This is a genomic window from Agromyces sp. Y182, assembly GCF_059445385.1.
Genome location: NZ_JCAIUF010000001.1, coordinates 184,074 through 206,062 on the forward strand (window position 1 = coordinate 184,074; position 21,989 = coordinate 206,062).

A 21,989-nucleotide genomic window follows, 5' to 3' on the forward strand; every position below is an offset into this window, starting at 1 on the left:
GGGGCAGACCATCAATGACGGACGGGTCTCATTTCGAGCCGCTCATGAGTCGTTACTCATTAGTGATCACGCCGTTCAGCCTGTTCTCTACGTTGCTGGTGTCCACCTCGCCGCGAATGCGGAGTGCACGCCCGAAGGCGTGTCGCCGCACGGCGAGCCGGTAGCACTCGAGTGACGGATGCAGCCACGCACCCCTGCCCGGAAGCACAGCCGCATCATCTGCGATGACGTGGGAGTTCTGGGTGACGACCCTCAGAAGCGAGGACCGCGGGGCATGCGAACGGCATCCGATGCACGTTCTGACGGGTTCCATCTTACACTCTGCGCTGTTCGTCCGCCGACGGCGGCCAATCGGTGGATACTGGCGTCGGCCGCAGCGCGGCCGTTTGGCTCAGTTCGACTCGAGGACCGAGTCGGGCTGGATGTCGATCTTCGCGCCCGTCAGCTTCGCGGCGAGACGGGCGTTCTGACCCTCCTTGCCGATGGCGAGCGAGAGCTGGTAATCGGGAACGAGGGCGCGTACGGCCCGCGTCGACTCGTCGATCACGAACGCGCTCGTGACCTTCGCGGGGCTCAGTGCGCTCGCGACGAACGTCGCGAGGTCGTCGTTCCAGTCGACGATGTCGATCTTCTCGGCGCCGAGCTCGGCCGTGACGGCGCGCACGCGCTGTCCGAGTTCGCCGATCGCCGCACCCTTGGCGTTGACGCCGGGCTGGGTCGCACGCACCGCGATCTTGGTGCGGTGGCCGGCCTCGCGGGCGAGCGAGACGATCTCGACGACGCCCGAGGCAATCTCGGGCACCTCGAGTGCGAAGAGCTTGCGCACGAGCGCCGGGTGCGTGCGCGACACCGTGATCGACGGGCCTTTGAGGCCCTTGGCGACACTCGTCACGTAGACGCGTATGCGCTGGCCGTGCAGGTACTCCTCGCCGGGAACCTGTTCTTCGGGCGGCAGGATCGCCTCGACCGTGCCGAGGTCGATGTGCACCATGCGCGGGTTCGGGCCCTGCTGGATGATGCCGGCGACGATGTCGCCCTCACGCCCGCGGAACTCGCCGAGCACCGCGTCGTCGGCGATGTCGCGCAGACGCTGGTTGATGACCTGCTTCGCGGCGAACGCGGCGATGCGCCCGAAGTCGCTCGGGGAGTCTTCGGCCTCGCCGATGACGTTGCCTTCTTCGTCGAGTTCGGGAACGTACACCGAGACGTGACCGGTCTTGCGGTCGAGGTGGGCGCGCACACCTTCGGGGTTCGCGTGGCCGTGCTGGTCGGGATGCGTGTGCTTCAAGTACGCCATGAGAATGGCCTGCTCGATGATCTCCACCAGTTCGTCGAATGGGATCTCTTTCTCGCGCTCCATCATCCGCAGCACGCTGAGGTCGATATCCATAACCCGGCCTCCTCTATTCAGCTCTCACTCCGCTTCCCCTCGGAGCGGACAGGACTCTACGGTACCGGATGAGCGAGGGCCGGGCATCCACTCGGCGCCACTCGGTTGGGTTCGCCGGCGCCGGCGATCCGTCACGTACGCCAGGTCGTCGCTCCGCGATCTGGCGGGGGGTGACGGCTCACCTTCGGGTGAGGGCGCTGCGCACCGATTCGACGGCGGCCGCGAGGGCGAGGCCGTCGGCGACGCGGATCGGATGGCGGATCACCGGCTCGGGCAACCCCGACGTGGCGATCGCCAGGTGCAGCAGTGCCCTCGGCTCATGCGGCAGGTCACGATTCGGTTACCGCTGTTGACGACACCAACCCATGACCGCTTCGGTTTGGCAATGACATTAACGCTTAATGAAAAGAATCACACTCTGCGACGTATCGTCCTCGCAAGCGCGGCAGTGCTGGTAGCAACTCTGATGAGCTCGGGAACGGCAATGGCCGCCGACAGCTGGCACGACGTGCAGGAGCCATGGGAGTCGGTGACCGAGCCGGACGTGACTCGGGCACCCGCTGCTCGCTACTGCGGCGACTTCGACCTCGAGACGCATACGTTGCAGCAGGGAGTCCGTGGCCGGGTGCTCTCGCGATGGGAGAACGGGAATGTCCGAGAGCAGGAGTACCTCGGCCCCTACATCGTCGAAGCGGTCAATGTCGAGACCGGAGCGTCGAAGCGGTACAACATCAGCGGCCACGCGACCTACACGTTCTCCGAGGCGGGAGCCCTGCAGACGGTCGACGCCAATGGCCCATTCGCCCTGGGCTGGCCGGTCGGGAGCGCTCCGGACCTGCCGAATGGCTACTACTACGTGACCGGCCGGCACATCGTGTCGTTCGCGACCACCGGGATCCGCTCGATGGAGCTCAACCACGGCCGCGAAGAGAACATGTGTGACGCCGTGAGGTGATCGCCAGCCGATTGGTGCCGTATCGATGAACGCCGTGCCTGTGCATCGATTCGGCACCTATTGCGGATACGTCACGACGAGGCATCCGCTCGCCGAGTTCAGGCGAGCGCGGCGACGACGCCGTCGATCGGCACTTGCGTGCGCTCACCGCTCGCGCGATCCCACACCTCGACGAGGCCATCGACCACCCCGCGACCGGCGATCACGATCTTCGGAATGCCGATGAGCTCGGCGTCGCCGAACTTCACTCCGGGCGAGACCTTCGGGCGGTCGTCGAAGAGCACGTCGTACCCGGATGCCTCGAGGGCGGCCACGACCGTCTCGGCCGCGTCGAACACGGCCGCGTCTTTACCTGCGGCGAGCACGTGCACGTCGAATGGCGCTACCGACGCCGGCCAGATGAGTCCCTTGTCGTCATTGTTGTCTTCGGCGATGATCGCGAGGATGCGAGTCACCCCGATGCCGTACGACCCCATCGTGACCGTGACGAGCTTGCCGTTCTCGTCGAGCACCTTGAGGCCGAGCACATCTGAGAAGAAGCGACCGAGCTGGAAGACGTGGCCGATCTCCATGCCTCGGGCCAGCTCGACCGGGCCGGAGCCGTCGGGTGCGGGGTCGCCGGCGCGCACGTTCGCCGCCTCGACGGTGCCGTCGGCGACGAAGTCACGGCCTGCGACGAGGCCGAACACGTGCTTCTGGTCGGCATTCGCGCCCGTGATCCACTCGGTGCCGTCGACCACGCGGGGGTCGACGAGGTAGCGGATGCCGGTGGCCGACTCTTCGCCGAGCACGGCGCCGTCGACCGACCACGGGCCGATGTAGCCCTTCACGAGGCCGGGGTGCTTCGCGAAGTCCGCCTCGGTCGCGGGCTCGACCTCGCCGGGCGCGAACGCGACCTCGACGCGCTTCATCTCGACCTCGCGGTCGCCCGGCAGTCCGATGACGACGACCTCGCGGGCGCCGTCGGCCTGCACGACGGCGAGCACGACGTTCTTCAGCGTGTCTGCTGCAGTCCACTCGCGGCCGTCGGGTCGCGGATATTCGGCGTTCGCGAGGTCGACGAGCGTCGCGATCGTGGGCGTGTTCGGCGAGTCGAGCACGACGGCTGCCGGCAGACCGTCAAACGGCAGCGCGGGCGGCACGATCGTCTCGAATGCCTCGACGTTGGCCGCATACCCGCCGGCCGAGCGCACGAAGGTGTCTTCGCCCACCGGGGTCGGGTGCAGGAACTCCTCGCTGCGAGCGCCACCCATGAGCCCGTTGTCCGCCTTCACGATCACGTACTCGAGGCCGAGGCGCTGGAAGATCCGTTCGTAGGCGTCGCGCTGATTCTGGTAACTGGCGTCGAGGCCTTCATCGGTCACGTCGAACGAGTACGCGTCTTTCATCGTGAACTCGCGGCCGCGCAGGAGGCCCGCGCGAGGGCGTGTTTCGTCTCGGTACTTGTCCTGGATCTGGTAAATGGCGAGTGGCAGATCCTTGTAGGAGGAATAGAGGTCCTTCACCAGCAGCGTGAACATCTCCTCGTGGGTCGGTGCGAGGAGGTAGTCACCACCCTTCCGGTCGTGCATCCGGAAGATGTTGTCGCCATAGCTCTCCCAGCGACCGCTCTGCTCGTAGGGCTCGCGCGGCAGCAGCGCAGGGAAGTGCACCTCGTGTGCCCCCGCGTTCGTCATCTCCTCGCGGATGATCCCCTCAATCTTCGCCTTCACACGAAGACCCAGCGGCAGCCACGCGAAGATTCCCGGCGCCTGGCGGCGGATGTAGCCGGCGCGCACGAGCAGGCGATGGCTCGTGACCTCGGCGTCGGCGGGGTCTTCACGGAGCGTGCGGAGGAAGTAGTTCGTCAGGCGTGTGGGCACCCGACGATTCTAGTTCGGGCGCTCACCCTAGGCTGGGCGCATGACAGCACGACGCCATCATGTCGCCGTCTCCGCCGCGCAGAGCGAGCTCGCCACGGCGCTCGCAGAGCTCCGCACTGAGCTCGAGCTGCGTGTGGATTTTCCGCCGGAGGTGGACGCCGAGGCATCCGCGACCCTCGCCCCTACACCGCCACCCGAGGTTGATCTTCGCGAGATCGAGTTCGTCACGATCGACCCGCCAGGTTCGACCGATCTCGACCAGGCACTGCACATCGCCCGGAGCACCACCGGCTTCGTCGTGCACTATGCGATCGCGGATGTCCCGGGCTGGGTGTTTCCCAACGGTGCTGTCGACCGTGAGGCACGACGCCGCGGCCAGACCATCTACGCCGCCGACGGGCGAGTGCCGCTGCATCCGCCCGTGCTCAGCGAGGACCGTTCCTCGCTCCTGCCCGACGCCGACCGCAGCGCGTTCGTGTGGTCGTTCGAACTCGACCGGCACGGCGTGGTGACCGGCACGCAGCTCGCTCGCGCGACGGTGCGCTCGCGCGAACAGCTGACCTACGACGACGCGCAATCGCGAATCGATGCAGGCGACGGGGGCTCATCGCTCACCCACCTCCGCGAGGTCGGACTCCTGCGCATCGAGCTCGAGCGCGCCCGCGGCGGCGCCAGCCTCAACTCCCCCGACGAGGAGATCGTGCGCACGCCCGACGGCGGCTACGCCCTCGAACGCCGGCACCCGCTGCCGGTCGAGGAGTGGAACGCGCAACTCTCCCTCATGACGGGCATGGCGGCGGCGGAGCTCATGATCGGTGCGCGCATCGGCATACTTCGCACGATGCCGAAGCCGACCGAGGATCGAATCGCCGCATTCCGCATTCAGACGCAGGCGCTCGGGCGACCATGGCCCGAGACGATCTCGTACGGCGAGTACCTTCGCGGGCTCGACCGGGATGATCCCGTCTCGCTCGCGGTGATGCAGGTGGCGTCCGGACTCTTCCGTGGTGCGGGCTACGTCGTGATCGACGGTGCGATTCCGCCCGATCCGATGCAATCGGCGATCGCTGCACCATACGCGCACGTCACGGCGCCACTGCGCCGGCTGGTCGACCGATGGGCGCTCGTCGTCTGCGAAGCGGTCAGTGCCGGCCGCGAGGTGCCCGAATGGGCTCGCTCGTCACTCGCCTCCCTCCCGTCGCTCATGGGTGCGTCGTCGCAGCGGGCCAGTCAGCTCGACGCGGCATCCGTGGCCCGTGTGGAGGCCGCCGTGCTGCACGGGCACGTCGGGGGACGCTTCACTGCGACGGTGCTCGAGGTGCGCGGTGAGAACGCTGTGATCCAGCTCGCGGAGCCCGCCGTCTCGGCAACGTGCCCAGCGCCGGCGGGAGTACGCGCCGGCACGGAACTCGACGTCGTGCTGGAGTCGGCCGACATCCGCGCGGGCACCGTGCGATTCCGGGTCGCCGACGCGGCCTGACGTCGGAGCGACTCGAGCCGTCGCCGATCAGACGCCCTCGATGTCTTCCTCGTCGTCGAGCGCGAACTCCTCGAGGTCGCCTTCGGCTGCCGTCGCAGCGTCGTCGGTGCCCTCGTGGAGCGTACCCATGCCATCGGGATACCCCGCTTCGTCAGGGTATTCGAACTCGGTGCCATCTCCGCTCATCGCGGTCTCCTCTCGCGATCGGATGCCGTAGGGCACCCGTTTTCGCCCACCCTACGCTCGGGCGACGCTCACGACTACGGGGTGAGCACCTCGGGAGAACCGAGCGGCGCGTCGGCGCCCATCTCGTCGGCGATGCGGTTGGCCTCTTCGATGAGGGTCGCGACGATCTCGGACTCGGGCACGGTCTTGATGACCTCGCCCTTCACGAAGATCTGGCCCTTGCCGTTGCCGGATGCCACGCCGAGGTCGGCCTCCCGAGCCTCGCCGGGACCGTTGACGACGCAGCCCATGACGGCGACGCGGAGCGGCACGGTCATTCCTTCGAGACCGTCGGTCACGTCGTTCGCAAGCTTGTACACGTCGACCTGAGCGCGGCCGCACGACGGGCACGAGACGATCTCGAGCTTGCGCTCGCGGAGGTTCAGCGACTGCAGGATCTGCAGGCCGACCTTGATCTCCTCGACGGGCGGAGCGGAAAGCGAGACGCGGATGGTGTCGCCGATGCCCTCGCCGAGCAGGATGCCGAATGCCGTGGCCGACTTGATCGTGCCCTGGAACGCCGGGCCCGCCTCGGTGACGCCGAGGTGCAGTGGCCAGTCGCCGCGCTCGGCGAGCAGGCGGTAGGCCTTCACCATGACGATCGGGTCGTTGTGCTTGACCGAGATCTTGAAGTCGTGGAAGTCGTGCTCTTCGAAGAGGCTCGCCTCCCAGACCGCCGACTCGACGAGCGCTTCGGGCGTCGCCTTGCCGTATTTCTCGAGCAGGCGAGGGTCGAGCGACCCGGCGTTCACGCCGATGCGCAGGCTCACGCCGGCCGCCTTCGCCGCCGCCGCGATCTCGCCGACCTTGTCGTCGAACTTGCGGATGTTGCCGGGGTTGACGCGCACCGCGGCGCAGCCGGCGTCGATCGCCTGGAACACGTAGTTCGGCTGGAAGTGGATGTCGGCGATGACCGGGATCTGGCTCTTCTTCGCGATGATCGGCAGCGCCTCGGCATCGTCGCGGCTCGGCACCGCGACTCGCACGATGTCGCAGCCCGAAGCCGTGAGCTCGGCGATCTGCTGCAGGGTGGCGTTGATGTTCGTCGTGGGCGTCGTGGTCATCGACTGCACGCTCACTTGGGCGTCGCCGCCCACGAGCACCTTGCCCACCTTGATCTGGCGGGACTTGCGTCGCGGGGCCAGTACCTCAGGGACTTTGGGCATTCCGAGATTCACAGCAGGCACGATCCGAGTCTACTTCCGCGCGAGCGGTCGGCGGCTGTGAAGCGGATGCCGGGTCAGGCGCAGCCGTCTTCGTGCACCTCGACAGGGGCCGCGATCCGAACCACAGTGGATTCATCATCGGAAGAGCGGAACTCGACGGCGACCCTCTGCACGTAGTCGTTGCCATCTGAATCCGTTCGCGGGAGCTCGACGAAGTCCAGATACGGACCCGAGCACCCTGACGGGTTCGTCTGAAGCTCGGGCTCAGCACGCAGCTCGGCCCAAGGGTCGCCGACCTGGCGCCCGTCGTCGGTGGTCAACTCGGCCTCGCCGGACACCGCGGCGGTGAAGCGCACGAAGAACGACGGCAGATAGTAGCTGCGGGGCACCGAAGCCACTTCACCCTCGTACTCCGGCTGCCAGAGTTCCATGCCACCCCAGCGATGCACCACACCGGGAGTGAAGTGACTATTGCCCGGATAGTCCTCGCTCACCGGGGCGGTGTCGAACACAGTCTCGAGCGTCGAGAGGGCCTCAGCCGGGTCGCCGAGGTAGTCGAGTGACGCGACGACCGTCCCGGAGTCGTCCCGGAGCTCGAGCGCCTCGGGCGTTGCGACGAGCGCCGTCACCGTCGTCAACGGGTCGACGGGCTCCGGCGCCGGCTCGGGCGTTACCGTCGACGTCGGTGCGGCATCCGGCGCGGGCGCTGGGGACCCTCCGACGCAGCCGCTGAGCGTCACGAGAACGGCGATGGCCGCAACGGCCCAAGGAAGCGGTCGAGACACGTGGAGTCCTTTCTCGCACGTGCACCTCACGTGTGAGTCGATCGTGCCACATCACCCGGTCCCGTAGATGATGCCGGAAGATAACGATTCAGGCAGCGCCCATGTGCGCGACCAGCGCCTGCGGAACCGAGGTCGGGGGTTGCGTATCGGAGCCGATGGTCCGCTTCAGCGTTGTTCCCGCTCGGTTTCCGACGCACTCCGTGTGCGTTCCGGTTCACCCGCAGTGTCGTCGTCGGAGTGCTCGAGCCGGATCCGTCGCCCGAGCTCCACGTCCTCCTCCTCCTGCTTCGCGGCCTTCTCGCTCTTTCGAGTGTCGCGGGGCGGGAGCTGGATGTTCTCCTCTGCTTCGATGCCCGCCTGGAGCTGGCGTCCGCGCTCGAGCTCCGCGTCGAACTCGGCGCCGAGGAGCAGGGCGATGTTCGCAAGCCAGAGCCAGAGGAGGAACACGATGACGCCCGCGAGCGAGCCGTAGGTGCGGTCGTAGTTCGAGAAGTTCGCGACGTAGAGGGCGAAACCCGCTGAGGCGATCACGAGCACCACGATCGCGAGGACTGCTCCGACACTGATCCAGCGGAACTTCGGCTGTTTGGCGTTCGGCGTCGCGTAGTAGAGGAGCGCGACGATGAAGATCACTGCGAGCGCGAGCAGCGGCCACTTCGCGATCTCCCAGACGATCTGCACGGCCTCGCCGATTCCCAGCGCGCCGCCGATGGCGTCGACGACCGGGCCGGACACCACGAGGATGACGGCGATGACGACGACCAGCAGGAGCGAGACGATCGTCACGACGAGCTGCATCGGCCGCAGCTTCCAGAACGGACGACCCTCGTCGATCTCGTAGATGCGATTCATCGCCCGGCTGAACGCCCCCACGTACCCCGACGTCGACCAGATCGCGAGCACGAGACCGGTGACGAATCCGAATCCCGCGGCCGGCGAGGCGCTGAAGTCCTCGAGCGGCTCGCGGATCACGTCGAGCGCAGCGCCTGGAGCGACCTGCTCCACGATCTCGAACAGCGCGTTGATCGCTTTTTCACCCTGGCCGACGATTGCGAGGAGCGACGCGAAGGCGAGCAGGCCGGGGAAGAGCGCCAGCACACCGTAGTAGGTCAGCGACGCCGCCCGATCGGGGCACTCGTCGTCGACGAACTCCCGGAAGCTCTTCCGCAGCACGTACATCCACGATCGCTTCGTCACCTCACGCAACGAGTCTGGCTTGCGCTCGTCGTCGGGTGCCGGGGCATCCGCCAGCTTCGTGCTGGCTCCGTCTTCGGCCACGATGTCCTCCTCGATACCGGATGCCTCGAGGTGATCGCCGTGCGAAAGCCGGCCGACGATCGACCCCGCCGGACCGTCGCGCAGTCCGTGCATCAAGTCTTCGGCCGCATGCCGGGTTGCGGTACCCCCTCGCATCTGAGAGAACCGGCGGTTATAGTCGCGCCCTCAGTCGAGGTGCGCGACCAGTGCGTCGCGGAACGCGTCTGGGTGCTCGAGGTGGGGCGAGTGACCGCACTCGTCGAGCTCGAGCTCCGTGAACCGGCCGCCGGCGTCGGCGTACCGGGTGAGCACGGCCCGGGTCTGCGAGATCATCGGCTGCGCCGGTGCCACCTCGTCGCCCGGCCAGCCCGGGATGATGCCGGCCTTGCCGAGCTGGTTGAGGTCGAAGAACGAGGCATCACCTACGATCGCATCCTGCGCACCATGGATCCAAAAGATCGGCGGCTTCGGGTCGAGGTCCACGATGCCCGCGGTGTTGAAGACGGAGGGCGCCATCGTGTTCAGCACGCCGCGCGCTCCCGGTGCGAAGCCCGGCCAGTTCTCGGAGGCGCTCGAATCGCCCGGGTAGTTGTCGGGGCCGGTCGCCGTCGAGAGCATCGACTCCACCCAGACGTCTTCGTGCTCCGAGACGAAGCCCGCCGCCACATAGCTCGAGCGGTACACCGCGCGCGGCGACCCCGGTTCGTCGCTCCGGTCGCCCGCTTCGAGCCTCGCCACGAAGTCGGGGTTCACTCCCCCGCCACCGGTGCCCGTGGCATCCGGTGTGAGCAGCGAACCGTCGAGCGCCGTGCCGCCGAAGCCGTACGGCGATACCGTCGACTGGAGGGTGAGGCTCGCCACGAGTTCGGGCCGGTCGAGCAGGAGCTGCATGACCACGCCGCCGCCCATGCTCCAGCCGACGAGGTGCACGGCGCCGAGATCGAGGGCGTCGATGACGGATGCCACGTCGTCGGAGAAGTCCCGCAGGCCGCGAGTGGCATCGACCGGCAGCGTCTCGCTCTCGCCGAAGCCGCGCAGGTCGACCGCGTACGCCGCGATGCCGGGCGGCAATGCGAGCATCGTCGGCTGCCAGAACAGCGACGACGAGACGTTGCCGTGCACGAAGACGACGGTTGCCGACGGGGCATCCGCTCGCCGCTCGAGCACGCCCGCGACGAGACGCGACGTCTCGACCGTGCGCGCGACGATGCCGGGGAAGATCGTTTCGACCATGATGCTGCTTTCTCGACGCTGGATCCGGGGGGTCTCGATACGGCCCTGGCGGGCCTACTCGACCAGCGAGGAGGTGATGAGCGGCGGCTCGGTCGCGGCCACGACCTCGTCGACGCTCACCCCCGGCGCGCACTCGACGAGCCGGAGGCCCTCGGGTGTCACGTCGATGACGGCGAGGTCGGTGATGATGCGGTGCACGACCGCGCGCCCGGTGAGCGGCAGCGAGCACTCGTTCACGATCTTCGCGGTGCCGTCTTTCGCGACGTGCTCCATGAGCACGATCACCTTGCGGGCGCCGTGCACGAGGTCCATCGCACCGCCGGGGCCCTTCACCATCTTGCCGGGGATCATCCAGTTGGCGAGATCGCCCGCCGCCGACACCTGCATGGCGCCGAGGATGGCGGCGTCGATCTTGCCACCCCGGATCATGCCGAAGCTCGTCGCCGAGTCGAAGTACGCGGCACCGGGCAGCACCGTCACCGTCTCCTTGCCGGCGTTGATGAGATCGGGGTCGACCGCGTCGTCGGTCGGGTACGGTCCGACGCCGAGGATGCCGTTCTCGGACTGCAGGAGGATCGTGACCCCGTTGGGCACGTAGTTGGGCACGAGCGTGGGCAGGCCGATGCCGAGGTTCACGTAGGAGCCGTCGGCGAGTTCACGGGCGGCCCTGGCGGCCATCTCGAGGCGGGTCAGTGCCATCTCAGTTCCCCTCTCGCACGGTGCGACGTTCGATGCGCTTCTCGATCTCGTGGCCGACGACCACGATGCGGTCGACGTAGATGCCCGGCAGGTGCACGGCATCGGGGTCGATCTCGCCGGCGTCGACGATCTCCTCGACCTGTGCGATGCAGACGCGCCCGGCCATCGCCGCGAGCGGCGAGAAGTTGCGAGCCGACTTGTCGAAGACGAGATTGCCGTACCGGTCGCCCTTCAGCGCGTGCACGAGCGAGAAGTCGGTCGTGATCGCCTCTTCGAGCACGAACTCGCGGGCCACCCCCGCGACGTCGAACGTCTGCACGGGCTTCACCGGGCTCGCGACAGCGATCGTGCCGTCGGCGTGGTATCGCCGGGGCAGCCCGCCCTCGGCGACCTGCGTGCCCACGCCGGTTTGGGTGAAGAAGGCCGCGATGCCGCTGCCTCCGGCTCGCAGCTTCTCGGCGAGCGTTCCCTGCGGCGTGAGCTCGAGCTCGAGCTCACCCGAGAGGTACTGCCGCTCGAACTCCTTGTTCTCGCCGACGTACGACGAGGTCATCTTGGCGATGCGCTGCTTCGCGAGCAGCACGCCGAGCCCCCAGTCGTCGACGCCGCAGTTGTTCGAGACGACGGAGAGCCCGTCGACCCCTGCGTCGAGCAGGGCCTGGATCAGCACCATCGGGATGCCGCAGAGCCCGAATCCGCCGACGGCGAGATTTGAGCCCGAAGGGATGTCGGAGACCGCCTCTTGAGCGGACCCGACGACTTTGTCGAGTGTCACGATGCACCTTCCTGTGTTTCCGCCGCCTCGATGCGGGCACGGATCACAGGGATCACGCTACCCGCGCCGGGCTCGGTCATGACGATCGTGTAGTGGTTGACGTCGGCGACGTCGTGCACGACGAGCTGCGGCATCCGCTCGGCCCACTCGGCGACGAGCGCCTCGGGGTAGAGCGGAGCCTCGTCCTGCAGTCCGCGAGGAGCGCGGAAGAAGTCGACCGGCCCGGCCAACGCCCGGAGCGCTTCGAGGTATCCGCTCGCGCCGTCGAGCTGCACGGCGTTCTCCACGACGGCGGCAGCGACCGCCGAGCTCCTGAGGCTCGGCTCGACGCCGTCGAGGTCGTACTCGACGTATGCCTCGATCGAGGCGTTCCAGTACGGTCCGAGCGCCGGATGCCGCCGCCAGAAGTCGAGGTACGCGGCCCGATCGGGAAAGGTCATGGAGAGGCGCTCGAGCGCTGGGCCGAGCAGCAGCGCCGGCAGCTCCTCGTCGGGCACGCCCTCGGGGTTCGGCACCGGCAGCCCGCCGTCGACGAGCGCGATGCCCGCGACCCGATCGGGGTGGCGTTCGGCGAATCGCACCGAGACGAACGCACCCATCGAGTGGCCGAGCACGTAGACCCGGTCGACGCCGAGGGCGTCGAGGGCCACGGCCACGTCGTCGGCGTGGCGCTCGAGGCCGTACGGTCCCGGCAGCGCGTTGCTGCGGCCACGACCGCGCAGGTCGGGGGCGATCACCCTCCGCTCGGCGAGGCCATCGGCCACGAGATCCCAGTTGCGGTGGGTCGCCGAGATGCCGTGCACGGCGAGCACGGGAAGGCCGGCGGCATCCGTTCGCCATTGGCCGCCCGCGAGCAGGCCGCCCTCGACGGGCGCGGCGAAGGCCGTCGACGTCACCGTGCGCTCCATCCGCCGTCGATCGTGTAGCTGGCGCCCGTCGCCATGCCGGCGGCCGGGCCCGCGAGCCACAGGGCCAGGCTTGCGACCTCCTCGGGCTCGACGAGCCGCTTGACGGCCGACTCCGTCAGCATGACCTTGGGCACCACCTCGTCTTCGGAGATGCCGTGCACCTTCGCCTGATCGGCGATCTGCCGCTCGACGAGGGGCGTGCGCACGTAGGCGGGGTTGATGCAGTTCGACGTGACGCCGTGCGGGCCGCCCTCGAGGGCGGTGACCTTCGAGAGACCCTCGAGGCCGTGCTTGGCCGCCACGTAGGCCGACTTGAACGGCGAGGCGCGCAGCCCGTGCACGCTCGAGATGTTGATGACCCGGCCGAAGCCGCGTGCGTACATGCCGGGCAGTGCGGCCCTGATGAGCAGGAACGGCGACTCGAGCATGAGCCGCAAGATGAACGCGAAGCGCTCGGGCTCGAACTCCTCGATCGGGCGCACGTGCTGGATGCCCGCGTTGTTGACGAGGATGTCGGCATCGAGCGAGAGGTCGGCGAGCGCGGCGGTGTCGCCGAGGTCGACCTGCCACGCCTCACCTCCGAGCTCGGCCGCGACGCGCTCGGCGGCCTCGCCGTTGAGGTCGGCGATGGTGACGTGCGCGCCCGCTTCGGCGAACGCGCGGGCGCAGGCCTCACCGATGCCGCTCGCTCCCCCGGTGACGAGCGCTCGGCGCCCGCTGAGATCGGTCACGATTCCTCCTTGCCGGCCGCGTCGCTGCGCGGTTCGATGTCGTCGTCGTTCGCCGGAGCGCGATCGGCGGTCTGTGCGCCGGAGCCCGTGCGATCGGTCGCCCGCCCGTCGGCCGAGGGTCGGCCGAGCGCCCCCTCGACGAAGCGCATCATCTCGTCGAGCACCTCGGGCGGCACGGCACGGGTGCCGCTCGCGGTCGGGTCGGCGTCGTCGCCGGGCGCTGCGTCGCCGTCGCCCCAGAGCACCCAGCGCATGCCGATCATCTCGCCGATGCCCATGAGCGCCCATGCCGCCACGGTCGGATCGATGTCGCCGATCTCACCGTCTTCGCTCGCCTCGCGGAGCCCGTCGATGTACCCGTCGACGATGCGCGTGTAGTGCAGGCGCAGCGCGTCGGGCGAGACGAGTTCGGCCTCGCGCACGACACGGTAGAGCGCAGGGTGCTCCGCCGTGAACCGGAAGAACGCCGCGAACCCCGCACGCTCGGCCTCGATGCGGTTCGCCGCGCCGCGTGTGCCCTCGCTCATGGCCTGGCGCACCCGATGGTTCAGGTCTTCGACGAGCTCGTTGAAGATGTCGAGCTTCGTGGCGAAGTACAGGTAGAAGGTGCCTTGGCCGACGCCTGCGCGGTCGGTGATGCGCGAGACGGATGCCTCGTGGTAGCCGTGTGCAGCGAAGACGTGCTCGGCCGCCTCGAGCAGACGGCGCCGGGTCTTCTCGCCACGTGCGGTTCGGGGTGCTGCACTCATCGTGCGTCCTCTCGGTGATGCGTGGTGGCGGGCTCGGCGCCGCTGCGGGCATCGGCCCCGGCGTCGGCCCCGGCGTCGGCGATCGCGGTCGCGCGCTCGGCGAGCACCCGCCGCAGCACCTTGCCGGCCGTCGACCGCGGCAGTTCGTCCACGAGGTGCACTTCGCGCGGCACCTTGAACCGGGCGAGCGAGGCGCGGGCGAACTCGATGAGCTCGGCGGCATCCGTCACCCGCCCTCGACCGACGACCACCCAGGCCACGCCGGATTCGCCCCAGCGCTCGTCGGGAACTCCCACGACGGCGACGTCGGCGACGGCGGGGTGGCTCTGGAGCACGGCTTCGACCTCGGCTGGGGCGATGCCCTCGCCGCCCGAGATGTACACGTCCTTGATGCGGTCGACGATCGTGAAGTAGCCGTCGGCGTCGCGGCGCACGAGGTCGCCGGTGTGCAGCCACCCGTCGTGCAGCGCGGCCGCCGTGCCGGCGGGATCTCGGAAGTACCCGGCGAAGACCGACGGCCCGTGCACGAGCAGCTCGCCCTCTGCGTCGCCGTCGAGGCGTTCACCGGTCACCGGGTCGGCGACCGCGACGTCGACGTGCGGGTAGGGCTTGCCCGCCGATCCGGCGCGGCTCTGTGCGTCTTCGTCGGGAAGGCACAGCACGTTGGGCGACGCCTCGGTCAGTCCATAGCCCTGGGCGAGCGCGACCCCGCGCGAGTGCCAGGCGCGCAGGAGCGCGGGTGGCATGGGCGCTCCCCCGACGATCGCGTGCTCGAGACTCGAGAGGTCGGTGCGGGCGAAGTCGGGATGTTGTGCGAGGAAGAGGTAGTTCGCGGGCACGCCCATCATCGACGTGATGCCGCGGTCCTGGATGAGGTGCAGCACCCGGCCCGGATCGAAGGTGCGCTCGAGCACGACGGTCGCTCCGGTCCACCACGCGAGGAGCGGCTGGATGTTCCATCCGCCCACGTGGTACTGCGGCATGACCGCGAGCACGGTGTCGGCGGCGCGGAGCTCCGAGATGCGCGAGAACGAGAGGTTCGTCCAGAAGCAGTTGGCGTGCGTGAGCACGGCGCCCTTCGGCGTCGCCGTGGTGCCCGAGGTGAAGATGATGAGCAGCGCGTCGTCGTCGGCGACCTCGGTGCGAGCGGATGGCGCCGAGGCTCCGTGTCTCGCCGGCGCGGGCATCTCGGCCTCGACGCCGTGCGCGCCGAGCGCAGCGGTGGGGATGACGCGGATGACGCGGGAGAGCGTCGCCCGGGCGAGCGACTCGAACTCGCTCTCGATGAGGAGCAGTGCGGGATCGGCGATCTCGAGCTGGGTCGCGAGCTCTCGCGGAGCGAGGCGCCACGAGAGCGGCACGAGCACGAGGCCGGCCTTGGCGCACGCGAAGAACAGCACGACGTGATCGGCGCTGTTGCCGGTGAGGGTGGCGACCCGATCGCCGATGGCGAAGCCCGCGGCACGGAACGCCGCCGCGAGCCGTTCGGCCCGGTCGTCGAGTTCGCGGTAGCTGACCACGACGCCGCGGTCGTCGATCGCGACGCGTTCGGGGGTGGCGCGGGCGCGGTCGCGCGTCCACCGTCCGAGCGTGTGGAGTGCGTCAGGCATCTGCGGCCTCCTCCGCTTCGGCCGGGTGCTGCTTCCGCCCCGTGCGGAGGCGCTGCGGGAGCCCCGCGATCCCCCCGGGCAGGAACAACACCACGAGGATGAAGAGCGTTCCCAGAATGAACAACGGCTCGGAGAGCGGGATCCGGAGCACATCCGGCAGGGCCGCGATCGCGTCCGAGCCTGCGAGCGCCGTCAGTCGCTGGTCGAGCAGTGTGTAGACGATACCGCCCACGATCGCACCCCAGCGATACCCCACTCCGCCGAGCACGACGATGACGAGCAGGGTCAGCGTGAAGTCGGCCGTCGCGACGCGCGGGGACGCCCCCGACTGCAGCAGCAGGTACCCCATGCCGGCGACCGCTGCGAGCACCGAGGCGACGATGAAGATCAGGAGCTTCACGGTGTAGGGGCGGATGCCGATGACGCGCACGCGCAGCTCGTTCTCGCGGGTCGCCTCGGCGACGTGACCGGCCCGGCTCTGCTCGACCCAGAGCACCACGAGGTACACGAAGACGAGCACGCCGAGCGCCACCCAGTAGAGGTTGCGGGTGTTCAGCACGCCGACGAGCGCACCCGGCACGTTCGCGATGTCGAGCGAGAGGCCCTCGTCGCCGCCTGTCGCTCCGCCCGGATTGCGCCGGATGATCACCGAACCCGCCTGGGCGAACGCGAGCGTCACCATCGCGAACGAGATGCCGGTGACCCGCAGGGCGAGCGCCCCCACGGTCGCCGCGAGCACGAGCCCGAAGACGAGCGTGACGACGATCGAGCCGAGGAAGATGAGCTCGCTCGGCCAGGCCACCGGTGCGAACGCGTCGAGGGTCATGCCGAGTCCGTAGGCGCCCGCCGCGAAGAAGAGCGCGTGGCCGAACGACAGCAGTCCCGCGAGGCCGAACATCATGCGGTAGCTGAGAGCCAGGGCGGCGATGAGCATCGCGTAGGCGAGCAGCTGCAGCGTTCCCGGCGTGTACGTCGGGCCGGGCAGCACCCCCGGGATGTCGATCGCGAGGAGCGGCAGCAGCCCGAGCAGCACCACGAGCGCCGCCCCGCCGAGTGCGAGCCACAGGCTCTTCCGAGCGGATGCCCCGGCGCCCGCCGGTGCCGTGGAGGTGGTGGATGCCGCGGCTTCCGTCGATGGAGTGGATGCCGCGGCATCCGTCGTCTGGCGGGCCGTGCCCTGTCGGTCTGTCATGCGACCTTCCCCATCAGTCCGCGCGGGCGGATGAGCAGCACCGCGGCGAGCGCGATCACGACGACCAGGTCGCCCGTGCCGCCGAGGTAGAAGTTGGCGAACTGCTGCAGCACGGCGACGAGCACCGAGGCGATCGCGGCACCCGTGAGCGAGCCGAGCCCGCCGATCACCGTCACGATGAACGCGAAGATGAGCAACGTCGATCCGAGGTGGGCCGAGACGTAGCCGTAGTACACCGAGGCGAGCACTCCGCCGAGTCCCGCGGCCGCGCCGCCGATCGCGAAGACGAGCGTGAACGAGCGGCGCACGTCGATGCCGAGCGCGGTGACCATCGAGCGGTTCTCGACGCCGGCGCGGATGATGAGGCCGTACCTGGTCCTCCGGAGGAAGAGCACGATGCCGCCGAGCACGAGCAGCGCGCAGGCGATGAGGAGGAAGCGATCGTTCGGGATCTTCGCGCCGAGGATCATCGTCGTCTGGCCGAGCCAGGCGGGCTTCTCGGTGTAGATCGGGTCGGTGCCCCAGATGCCCTCGAAGAGGGCGACGCTCGCGAGCGAGAGGCCGACGGTCACGAGCGCCTGCTCGATGTGGCGTTCGTAGAGCCGCCGGATCAACAGGTACTCCGTGAGCGCCGCGACGATGGCGCCGACGGCGATGCCGACGAGTGCCGAGAGCGCGAGCCCCCACCAGGTGCCGTCGGAGACGCGGCGCCCGACCTCCCAGCCGATGAAGGCCGAGATCGTGAGGAACGAGCCGTGGGCGAAGTTCAGGACACCCATGAGTCCGTAGATGAGGGAGAGGCCGCTCGCGACGAGGAAGTAGAGCGCGCCGAGGCCGAGGCCTGTGATGACGAGGAGGACGATCGTGCTCATCGGGCACCCTCCTCAGTCGCGTCGGCGTCGGCGTCGTGCACGCCGAGGTAGCGCTGGATGCGGTCCTCGTCGTCGAGGAGGTCTGCGGCCTCGCCCGCGAAGACGACACGGCCGCCCGAGAGCACGACGACCCGGTCGGCGAGCGCGCGGATGACGTGCAGGTTCTGCTCGACGAGGAGCATCGGCACGGTGCGCGCCGCTTCGCCGAGCGCCGCGGCGACCTCGTCGACGATCTTCGGGGCGAGCCCCTTGGTGGGTTCGTCGACGAGCAGGAGCCGGTTCTCGTTGACGAGGGCTCGGGCGAGGGAGACCATCTGCTGCTGCCCTCCGGAGAGCGTGCCCGCACGTTGCGCGCGGCGGTCGTGGATATCGGGGAAGAGCTCGGCGATGTACTCGCGGCGGGGCCGGTCGTCGCGCTCGGCGAGCCTGAGGTTCTCGGCGACGGTGAGCGAACCGAAGACCTCGCGGTCCTCCGGCACGTAGCCGACGCCCTGCTGCACGATGCGGTGGGTCGGGAGGCGGTCGATGCGATCGCCGTCGAGCAGCACCTCGCCGCTCCGGTCGATGAGGCCGAGGATCGACTTGATCGTCGAGGTCTTGCCGACGCCGTTGCGGCCGAGCAGGGCAGTGACCCCCGTGGCCGCCACCTCGAAGGAGACGTCCTCGACGACCTGCTGACCGGCGATGCGCCCGGAGAGGCCCCTGACCGTGAGGATGGGTGCGGCCGAGGTCGCGGTGCTCACACCGCCTCCCCGAGGTAGGCGGACTGCACGGTCGGGTTCGCCATGACGGCCTCCGGGGTGTCGACGGCGAGCAGTTCGCCGTGATGCATGACCGCGACCCGGTCGACGAGGCCGAGCACGACCTCCATGTGGTGCTCCACCATGAGCACGGTACGACCGCCGCGGTGGAGTCCGCGGATCACCTCGGTGAGCGCCGGCACGTCGCCGGAGGCGACCCCGGCCATGGGCTCGTCGAGCAGGATCACCTTGGGGTCGGTCGCGATGAGCATGGCGATCTCGAGCTTGCGCTTCTCGCCGTGCGCGAGGCCGGAGGCCTGGGCATCGGCCCGGTGCTCGAGCCCGACCTCGGCGAGGCACTCGAGCGCACGTGCGCTCGCGGCATCCGTCGCCCGCGGGAGCCGGAAGACCGAGGTCGCGCCGCCGAGGTGGGCCTGAGCGGCGAGCCGCACGTTCTCCCGCACGCTGAGTGCGGCGAAGAGGCTCGACGTCTGGAAGGTGCGGCCGAGGCCGGCCGCCGCCCGGCGGTGGATCGGCTCCCGCGTGACGTCGGCACCGTCGAGCACGACGCGGCCGTCGGTGGGGCGCATGACGCCGGAGATGACGTTGAAGAGGGTGGTCTTGCCGGCACCGTTGGGGCCGATCACCCCGAGCATCTCCCCGGCCGCCACGTCGAGCGAGACGTCGTGGAGGATGCGGGCGCCGCCGATACGGAGGCCGATGTGCTCGAGGCTGAGCATCGCGTCGTGGGTCATGGTCGCCTTACTGCGAGTCGGATGGAGAGCGGCGGCCGTGCTCGAGGGCACGGCCGCCGCGCAGGTCACTTGCCGGCGACCGGCGGTGCCACCGATTCGGCGTCGACGGTGTCGACGAGTTCGGGCACCCAGTTCGCTCCGTCCTGCACGAGCTTCGCCTGGTACATCGGCTGGATCATGGCGTGGTCCTCGGCGCGAACCGTGATCTCGCCCTTCACCGAGTCGAAGGTCCAGCCCTCGAGCGCGGCGATCATGCCGTCGACGGTGTCGCCGCCCTCGCGCACGGCCTGCACGATCATCTGCGCCGCCACGAAGCCGTCGGGCGAGAAGAGGTCGGCGGTGGCGCCCGCGGCCTCGAGGTGATCGATCATCGCGGCCTCGGCATCGGTGCCCGCTGCACCGCCGAAGTAGTGGTTCAGGAACGAGATGTCGCTCGAGGCGTCGCCGTAGGCTCCGTAGGTCGCGACGTCGCCGAGGCCCGTCACGACGGGCACCTGGTCGAACACGCCCTGCTGCGAGAGCGCGGTCCACATGGCTCCCGAGGAGGCGCCGGCCCACGCGACGAACACGAGGTCGGGTGCCGCGTCGACGAGCTGCTGCGCGAAGGGCGTGAACTCGGTCGCATCCTCGGCGACGAGCACTCCCTCGACGGTCGCGCCCTGGCCGCCGAGCACGGCCTGCACGCCGGCGAGGTTGCCCTGGCCGAAGGCGTTGTCCTGCGCGAAGACGACGACCTTCTTGCCGGCCGGGTCGCCGATGAAGGTGCCCGCGGTGGCGACGTCCTGGTAGGTCTGGCGGCCCGAGCGGAAGGTGTACTCGTTGACGCCGGTGATGGCGTCGGCGGCCGCGGGGCCCGAGATGTAGAGGATCTGGTTCTGCGCGGCCTGCTCGGCGAGCGCGGTGGCGATGCCCGATGCGGCGGTGCCCGCGAGGATCTGGTAGCCCTGACCGATGAAGTCCTTCGCCTTCGAGACGGCGGTGTCGGGGTTGCCCTGGTCGTCGGCCCACTCGATCTCGAGTTCGCGGCCGTCGACCGTGCCGGTGCCGTCGGTCGCGTAGTCGAGGCCGGCCTCGAAGCCCGCCGTGTAGGCGGCACCGTACGCGGCGAGCGGTCCGGTCTGGCTCGTGAGCATCGCCACCTTCACGGGGGCGGCGGCATCCGTCGACTCGGTGCCGCCGGTGGCGGTCGGGGCGCACCCGACCAGTGCAATGGTCGCGGCGGCGATGACGGCCGTCGCGAGGTACTTCTTCGTAGCTCGCATGGGTTGTGCCTCTCAACAGTGAATGGCTGGAACGTGGGGTGGATCGACTTGCTGCGTTCAGTCAACCTGACAGCTGGTTCAGGTCTCAGGTAAGTACAATAGGCTCAGAGCCGCAACGCTCGCAACCCGAACGAAGGAGTCCTGGTAATGAGCATCCCCGACGTCGTCATCATCGCCGGCGCACGCACCCCGTTCGCCCGCATCAACGGCAACCTCGCGGGCCAGACGGCGGTCGAGCTCGGCACCGTCGCCATCCGCGGCGCACTCGAGAAGGCCGGGGTCTCCCCCGACGACGTCGACGCCGTGATCATGGGCCAGGTGCTCCAGGCGGGCGCCGGCCAGAACCCCGCGAAGCAGTCGGCGGTTGCCGCCGGCATCCCGTGGCGGGTTCCAGCCACGACCGTCAACAAGGTCTGCCTGTCGGGCCTCGTCGCCATCACGGATGCCGCGAGGCTCATCCGCCTCGGCGAGGCATCCGTCGTCGTGGCCGGCGGTCAGGAATCGATGACCAATGCGCCGCACCTGCTACCCGGCTCGCGTCGCGGCCAGGCGTACGGCTCGTGGGAGATGCTCGACCACGCCGCAAACGATGGACTCACCGATGCCTTCGACCACGAATCCATGGGCGCCTCGACCGAACGGTTCAACGGCCGTTACGAGATCACGCGCGCGGCGCAAGACGAGATCGCGGCTGCATCGCACAAGCGCGCCGGCGCTGCACAGGCCGACGGCGTCTTCGCCGACGAGGTCGTGCCGGTCGAGATTCCCCAGCGCAAAGGCGCCCCCCTGATCGTCGCCGAAGACCAGGGAGTGCGTCCCGACTCGACCGTCGAGGTGCTCGCGAAACTCCGACCTGCGTTCACCGCAGAGGGCACGATCACCGCGGGCAACTCATCGCCGCTCTCCGACGGTGCTGCCGCCGTCATCGTGGCGAGCCGCGAATGGGCCGAGGCCCGCGGGCTGACCTGGCTCGCGCTCGTCGGCGCAGCCGGCCAGGTCGCCGGCCCCGACAATTCGCTGCACGCGCAGCCCGCCAACGCGATCGCCGCAGCGCTCGAGAAGTCCGGTGGCACGGCGGCCGAGCTCGACCTCATCGAGATCAACGAGGCCTTCGCGGCAGTCTCACTCGAGTCGACGCGCGAGCTCGGCGTCTCAGCCGACATCGTCAACGTGCACGGCGGCGCCATCGCGGTCGGGCATCCCATCGGAGCATCCGGCGCACGGCTCGCGCTGCACGCCGCGCTCGAGCTCTCCCGTCGCGGCACGGGCCGCGCGGCCGTCGCGCTCTGCGGCGGCGGCGGACAGGGCGAGGCACTGCTCCTCTCGCGCTGACGCGCACGGTG

General features: G+C 69.2%; 22 protein-coding genes. 3 read left to right on the plus strand and 19 right to left on the minus strand.

What is annotated here, in order from left to right; translation table 11 throughout:
- Nucleotides 1–52: 52 nt before the first annotated feature.
- Nucleotides 53–313 carry a YlxR family protein gene (locus tag AC1C2R_RS00890; RefSeq protein ID WP_495350654.1) on the minus strand — a complete coding sequence of 87 codons (261 nt, stop codon included), beginning with the start codon at nt 311–313 and terminating at the stop codon, nt 53–55.
- A gap of 78 nt (nt 314–391) precedes the next feature.
- On the minus strand, nt 392–1,390 hold the full coding sequence (gene nusA / locus AC1C2R_RS00895) for a transcription termination factor NusA (RefSeq protein ID WP_495350655.1): 999 nt from the start codon (nt 1,388–1,390) through the stop codon (nt 392–394).
- 319 nt (nt 1,391–1,709) lie between these two features.
- Between nusA and AC1C2R_RS00900 the strand changes: the two genes are divergently transcribed.
- The gene (locus AC1C2R_RS00900; protein ID WP_495378625.1) at nt 1,710–2,345 is read left to right on the plus strand and encodes a hypothetical protein; all 636 of its coding nucleotides are present in this window, start codon (nt 1,710–1,712) and stop codon (nt 2,343–2,345) included.
- 98 nt (nt 2,346–2,443) lie between these two features.
- Here the strand turns inward: AC1C2R_RS00900 and AC1C2R_RS00905 are convergent, their stop codons facing one another.
- A complete protein-coding gene (locus AC1C2R_RS00905; RefSeq protein WP_495350657.1) occupies nt 2,444–4,207 on the minus strand; it encodes a proline--tRNA ligase in 1,764 nt (587 codons plus the stop codon).
- Between the two features lie 40 nt (nt 4,208–4,247).
- Here AC1C2R_RS00905 and AC1C2R_RS00910 point away from each other — a divergent pair, with 40 nt between their 5' ends.
- Nucleotides 4,248–5,687 carry an RNB domain-containing ribonuclease gene (locus AC1C2R_RS00910; protein WP_495378626.1) on the plus strand — a complete coding sequence of 480 codons (1,440 nt, stop codon included), beginning with the start codon at nt 4,248–4,250 and terminating at the stop codon, nt 5,685–5,687.
- Between the two features lie 27 nt (nt 5,688–5,714).
- On the opposite strand, the gene AC1C2R_RS00915 is transcribed toward AC1C2R_RS00910, so the two are convergent.
- From AC1C2R_RS00915 to AC1C2R_RS00990, 16 genes are all read right to left on the minus strand, one after another.
- On the minus strand, nt 5,715–5,873 hold the full coding sequence (locus tag AC1C2R_RS00915; RefSeq protein WP_495378627.1) for a hypothetical protein: 159 nt from the start codon (nt 5,871–5,873) through the stop codon (nt 5,715–5,717).
- Between the two features lie 74 nt (nt 5,874–5,947).
- Complete coding sequence (gene ispG / locus AC1C2R_RS00920; protein ID WP_495350660.1) at nt 5,948–7,078, minus strand: flavodoxin-dependent (E)-4-hydroxy-3-methylbut-2-enyl-diphosphate synthase; 1,131 nt, start codon at nt 7,076–7,078, stop codon at nt 5,948–5,950.
- 74 nt (nt 7,079–7,152) lie between these two features.
- A complete protein-coding gene (locus tag AC1C2R_RS00925; RefSeq protein WP_495378628.1) occupies nt 7,153–7,863 on the minus strand; it encodes a hypothetical protein in 711 nt (236 codons plus the stop codon).
- Nucleotides 7,864–8,028: 165 nt separating this feature from the next.
- Nucleotides 8,029–9,141: a YihY/virulence factor BrkB family protein gene (locus AC1C2R_RS00930; RefSeq protein ID WP_495380359.1), complete on the minus strand. Its 1,113-nt coding sequence runs from the start codon at nt 9,139–9,141 to the stop codon at nt 8,029–8,031.
- Between the two features lie 165 nt (nt 9,142–9,306).
- The gene (locus AC1C2R_RS00935; RefSeq protein ID WP_495378629.1) at nt 9,307–10,353 is read right to left on the minus strand and encodes an alpha/beta hydrolase; all 1,047 of its coding nucleotides are present in this window, start codon (nt 10,351–10,353) and stop codon (nt 9,307–9,309) included.
- 54 nt (nt 10,354–10,407) lie between these two features.
- Nucleotides 10,408–11,052, minus strand: a complete 645-nt coding sequence (locus tag AC1C2R_RS00940; protein WP_495378630.1) for a CoA transferase subunit B — start codon at nt 11,050–11,052, stop codon at nt 10,408–10,410.
- Between the two features lies 1 nt (nt 11,053).
- Nucleotides 11,054–11,827: a CoA transferase subunit A gene (locus AC1C2R_RS00945; RefSeq protein WP_495350664.1), complete on the minus strand. Its 774-nt coding sequence runs from the start codon at nt 11,825–11,827 to the stop codon at nt 11,054–11,056.
- A complete protein-coding gene (locus AC1C2R_RS00950) occupies nt 11,824–12,723 on the minus strand; it encodes an alpha/beta fold hydrolase (protein ID WP_495378631.1) in 900 nt (299 codons plus the stop codon). Before AC1C2R_RS00950 ends, AC1C2R_RS00945 begins: the two co-directional genes overlap by 4 nt.
- Nucleotides 12,720–13,466 carry a 3-hydroxybutyrate dehydrogenase gene (locus AC1C2R_RS00955; protein WP_375837056.1) on the minus strand — a complete coding sequence of 249 codons (747 nt, stop codon included), beginning with the start codon at nt 13,464–13,466 and terminating at the stop codon, nt 12,720–12,722. Before AC1C2R_RS00955 ends, AC1C2R_RS00950 begins: the two co-directional genes overlap by 4 nt.
- Entirely contained in the window at nt 13,463–14,215 is a 753-nt protein-coding gene (locus AC1C2R_RS00960) for a TetR/AcrR family transcriptional regulator (RefSeq protein WP_495350665.1), read from the minus strand. Before AC1C2R_RS00960 ends, AC1C2R_RS00955 begins: the two co-directional genes overlap by 4 nt.
- Entirely contained in the window at nt 14,212–15,825 is a 1,614-nt protein-coding gene (locus AC1C2R_RS00965) for a class I adenylate-forming enzyme family protein (protein ID WP_495378632.1), read from the minus strand. Before AC1C2R_RS00965 ends, AC1C2R_RS00960 begins: the two co-directional genes overlap by 4 nt.
- Entirely contained in the window at nt 15,818–17,017 is a 1,200-nt protein-coding gene (locus tag AC1C2R_RS00970) for a branched-chain amino acid ABC transporter permease (protein ID WP_495378633.1), read from the minus strand. The genes AC1C2R_RS00965 and AC1C2R_RS00970 overlap by 8 nt, the downstream gene beginning before the upstream one ends.
- Entirely contained in the window at nt 17,014–17,889 is an 876-nt protein-coding gene (locus AC1C2R_RS00975; RefSeq protein WP_495350668.1) for a branched-chain amino acid ABC transporter permease, read from the minus strand. The genes AC1C2R_RS00970 and AC1C2R_RS00975 overlap by 4 nt, the downstream gene beginning before the upstream one ends.
- Nucleotides 17,886–18,632: an ABC transporter ATP-binding protein gene (locus AC1C2R_RS00980; protein WP_495350669.1), complete on the minus strand. Its 747-nt coding sequence runs from the start codon at nt 18,630–18,632 to the stop codon at nt 17,886–17,888. The genes AC1C2R_RS00975 and AC1C2R_RS00980 overlap by 4 nt, the downstream gene beginning before the upstream one ends.
- Entirely contained in the window at nt 18,629–19,384 is a 756-nt protein-coding gene (locus AC1C2R_RS00985) for an ABC transporter ATP-binding protein (RefSeq protein WP_495350670.1), read from the minus strand. The genes AC1C2R_RS00980 and AC1C2R_RS00985 overlap by 4 nt, the downstream gene beginning before the upstream one ends.
- Nucleotides 19,385–19,449: 65 nt before the next feature.
- Nucleotides 19,450–20,646, minus strand: coding sequence for a substrate-binding domain-containing protein (locus AC1C2R_RS00990; RefSeq protein WP_495378634.1), 1,197 nt, complete (start codon nt 20,644–20,646; stop codon nt 19,450–19,452).
- A 147-nt stretch (nt 20,647–20,793) separates the two neighbouring features.
- Between AC1C2R_RS00990 and AC1C2R_RS00995 the strand changes: the two genes are divergently transcribed.
- Nucleotides 20,794–21,978: an acetyl-CoA C-acetyltransferase gene (locus tag AC1C2R_RS00995; RefSeq protein ID WP_495378635.1), complete on the plus strand. Its 1,185-nt coding sequence runs from the start codon at nt 20,794–20,796 to the stop codon at nt 21,976–21,978.
- Nucleotides 21,979–21,989: the final 11 nt, after the last annotated feature.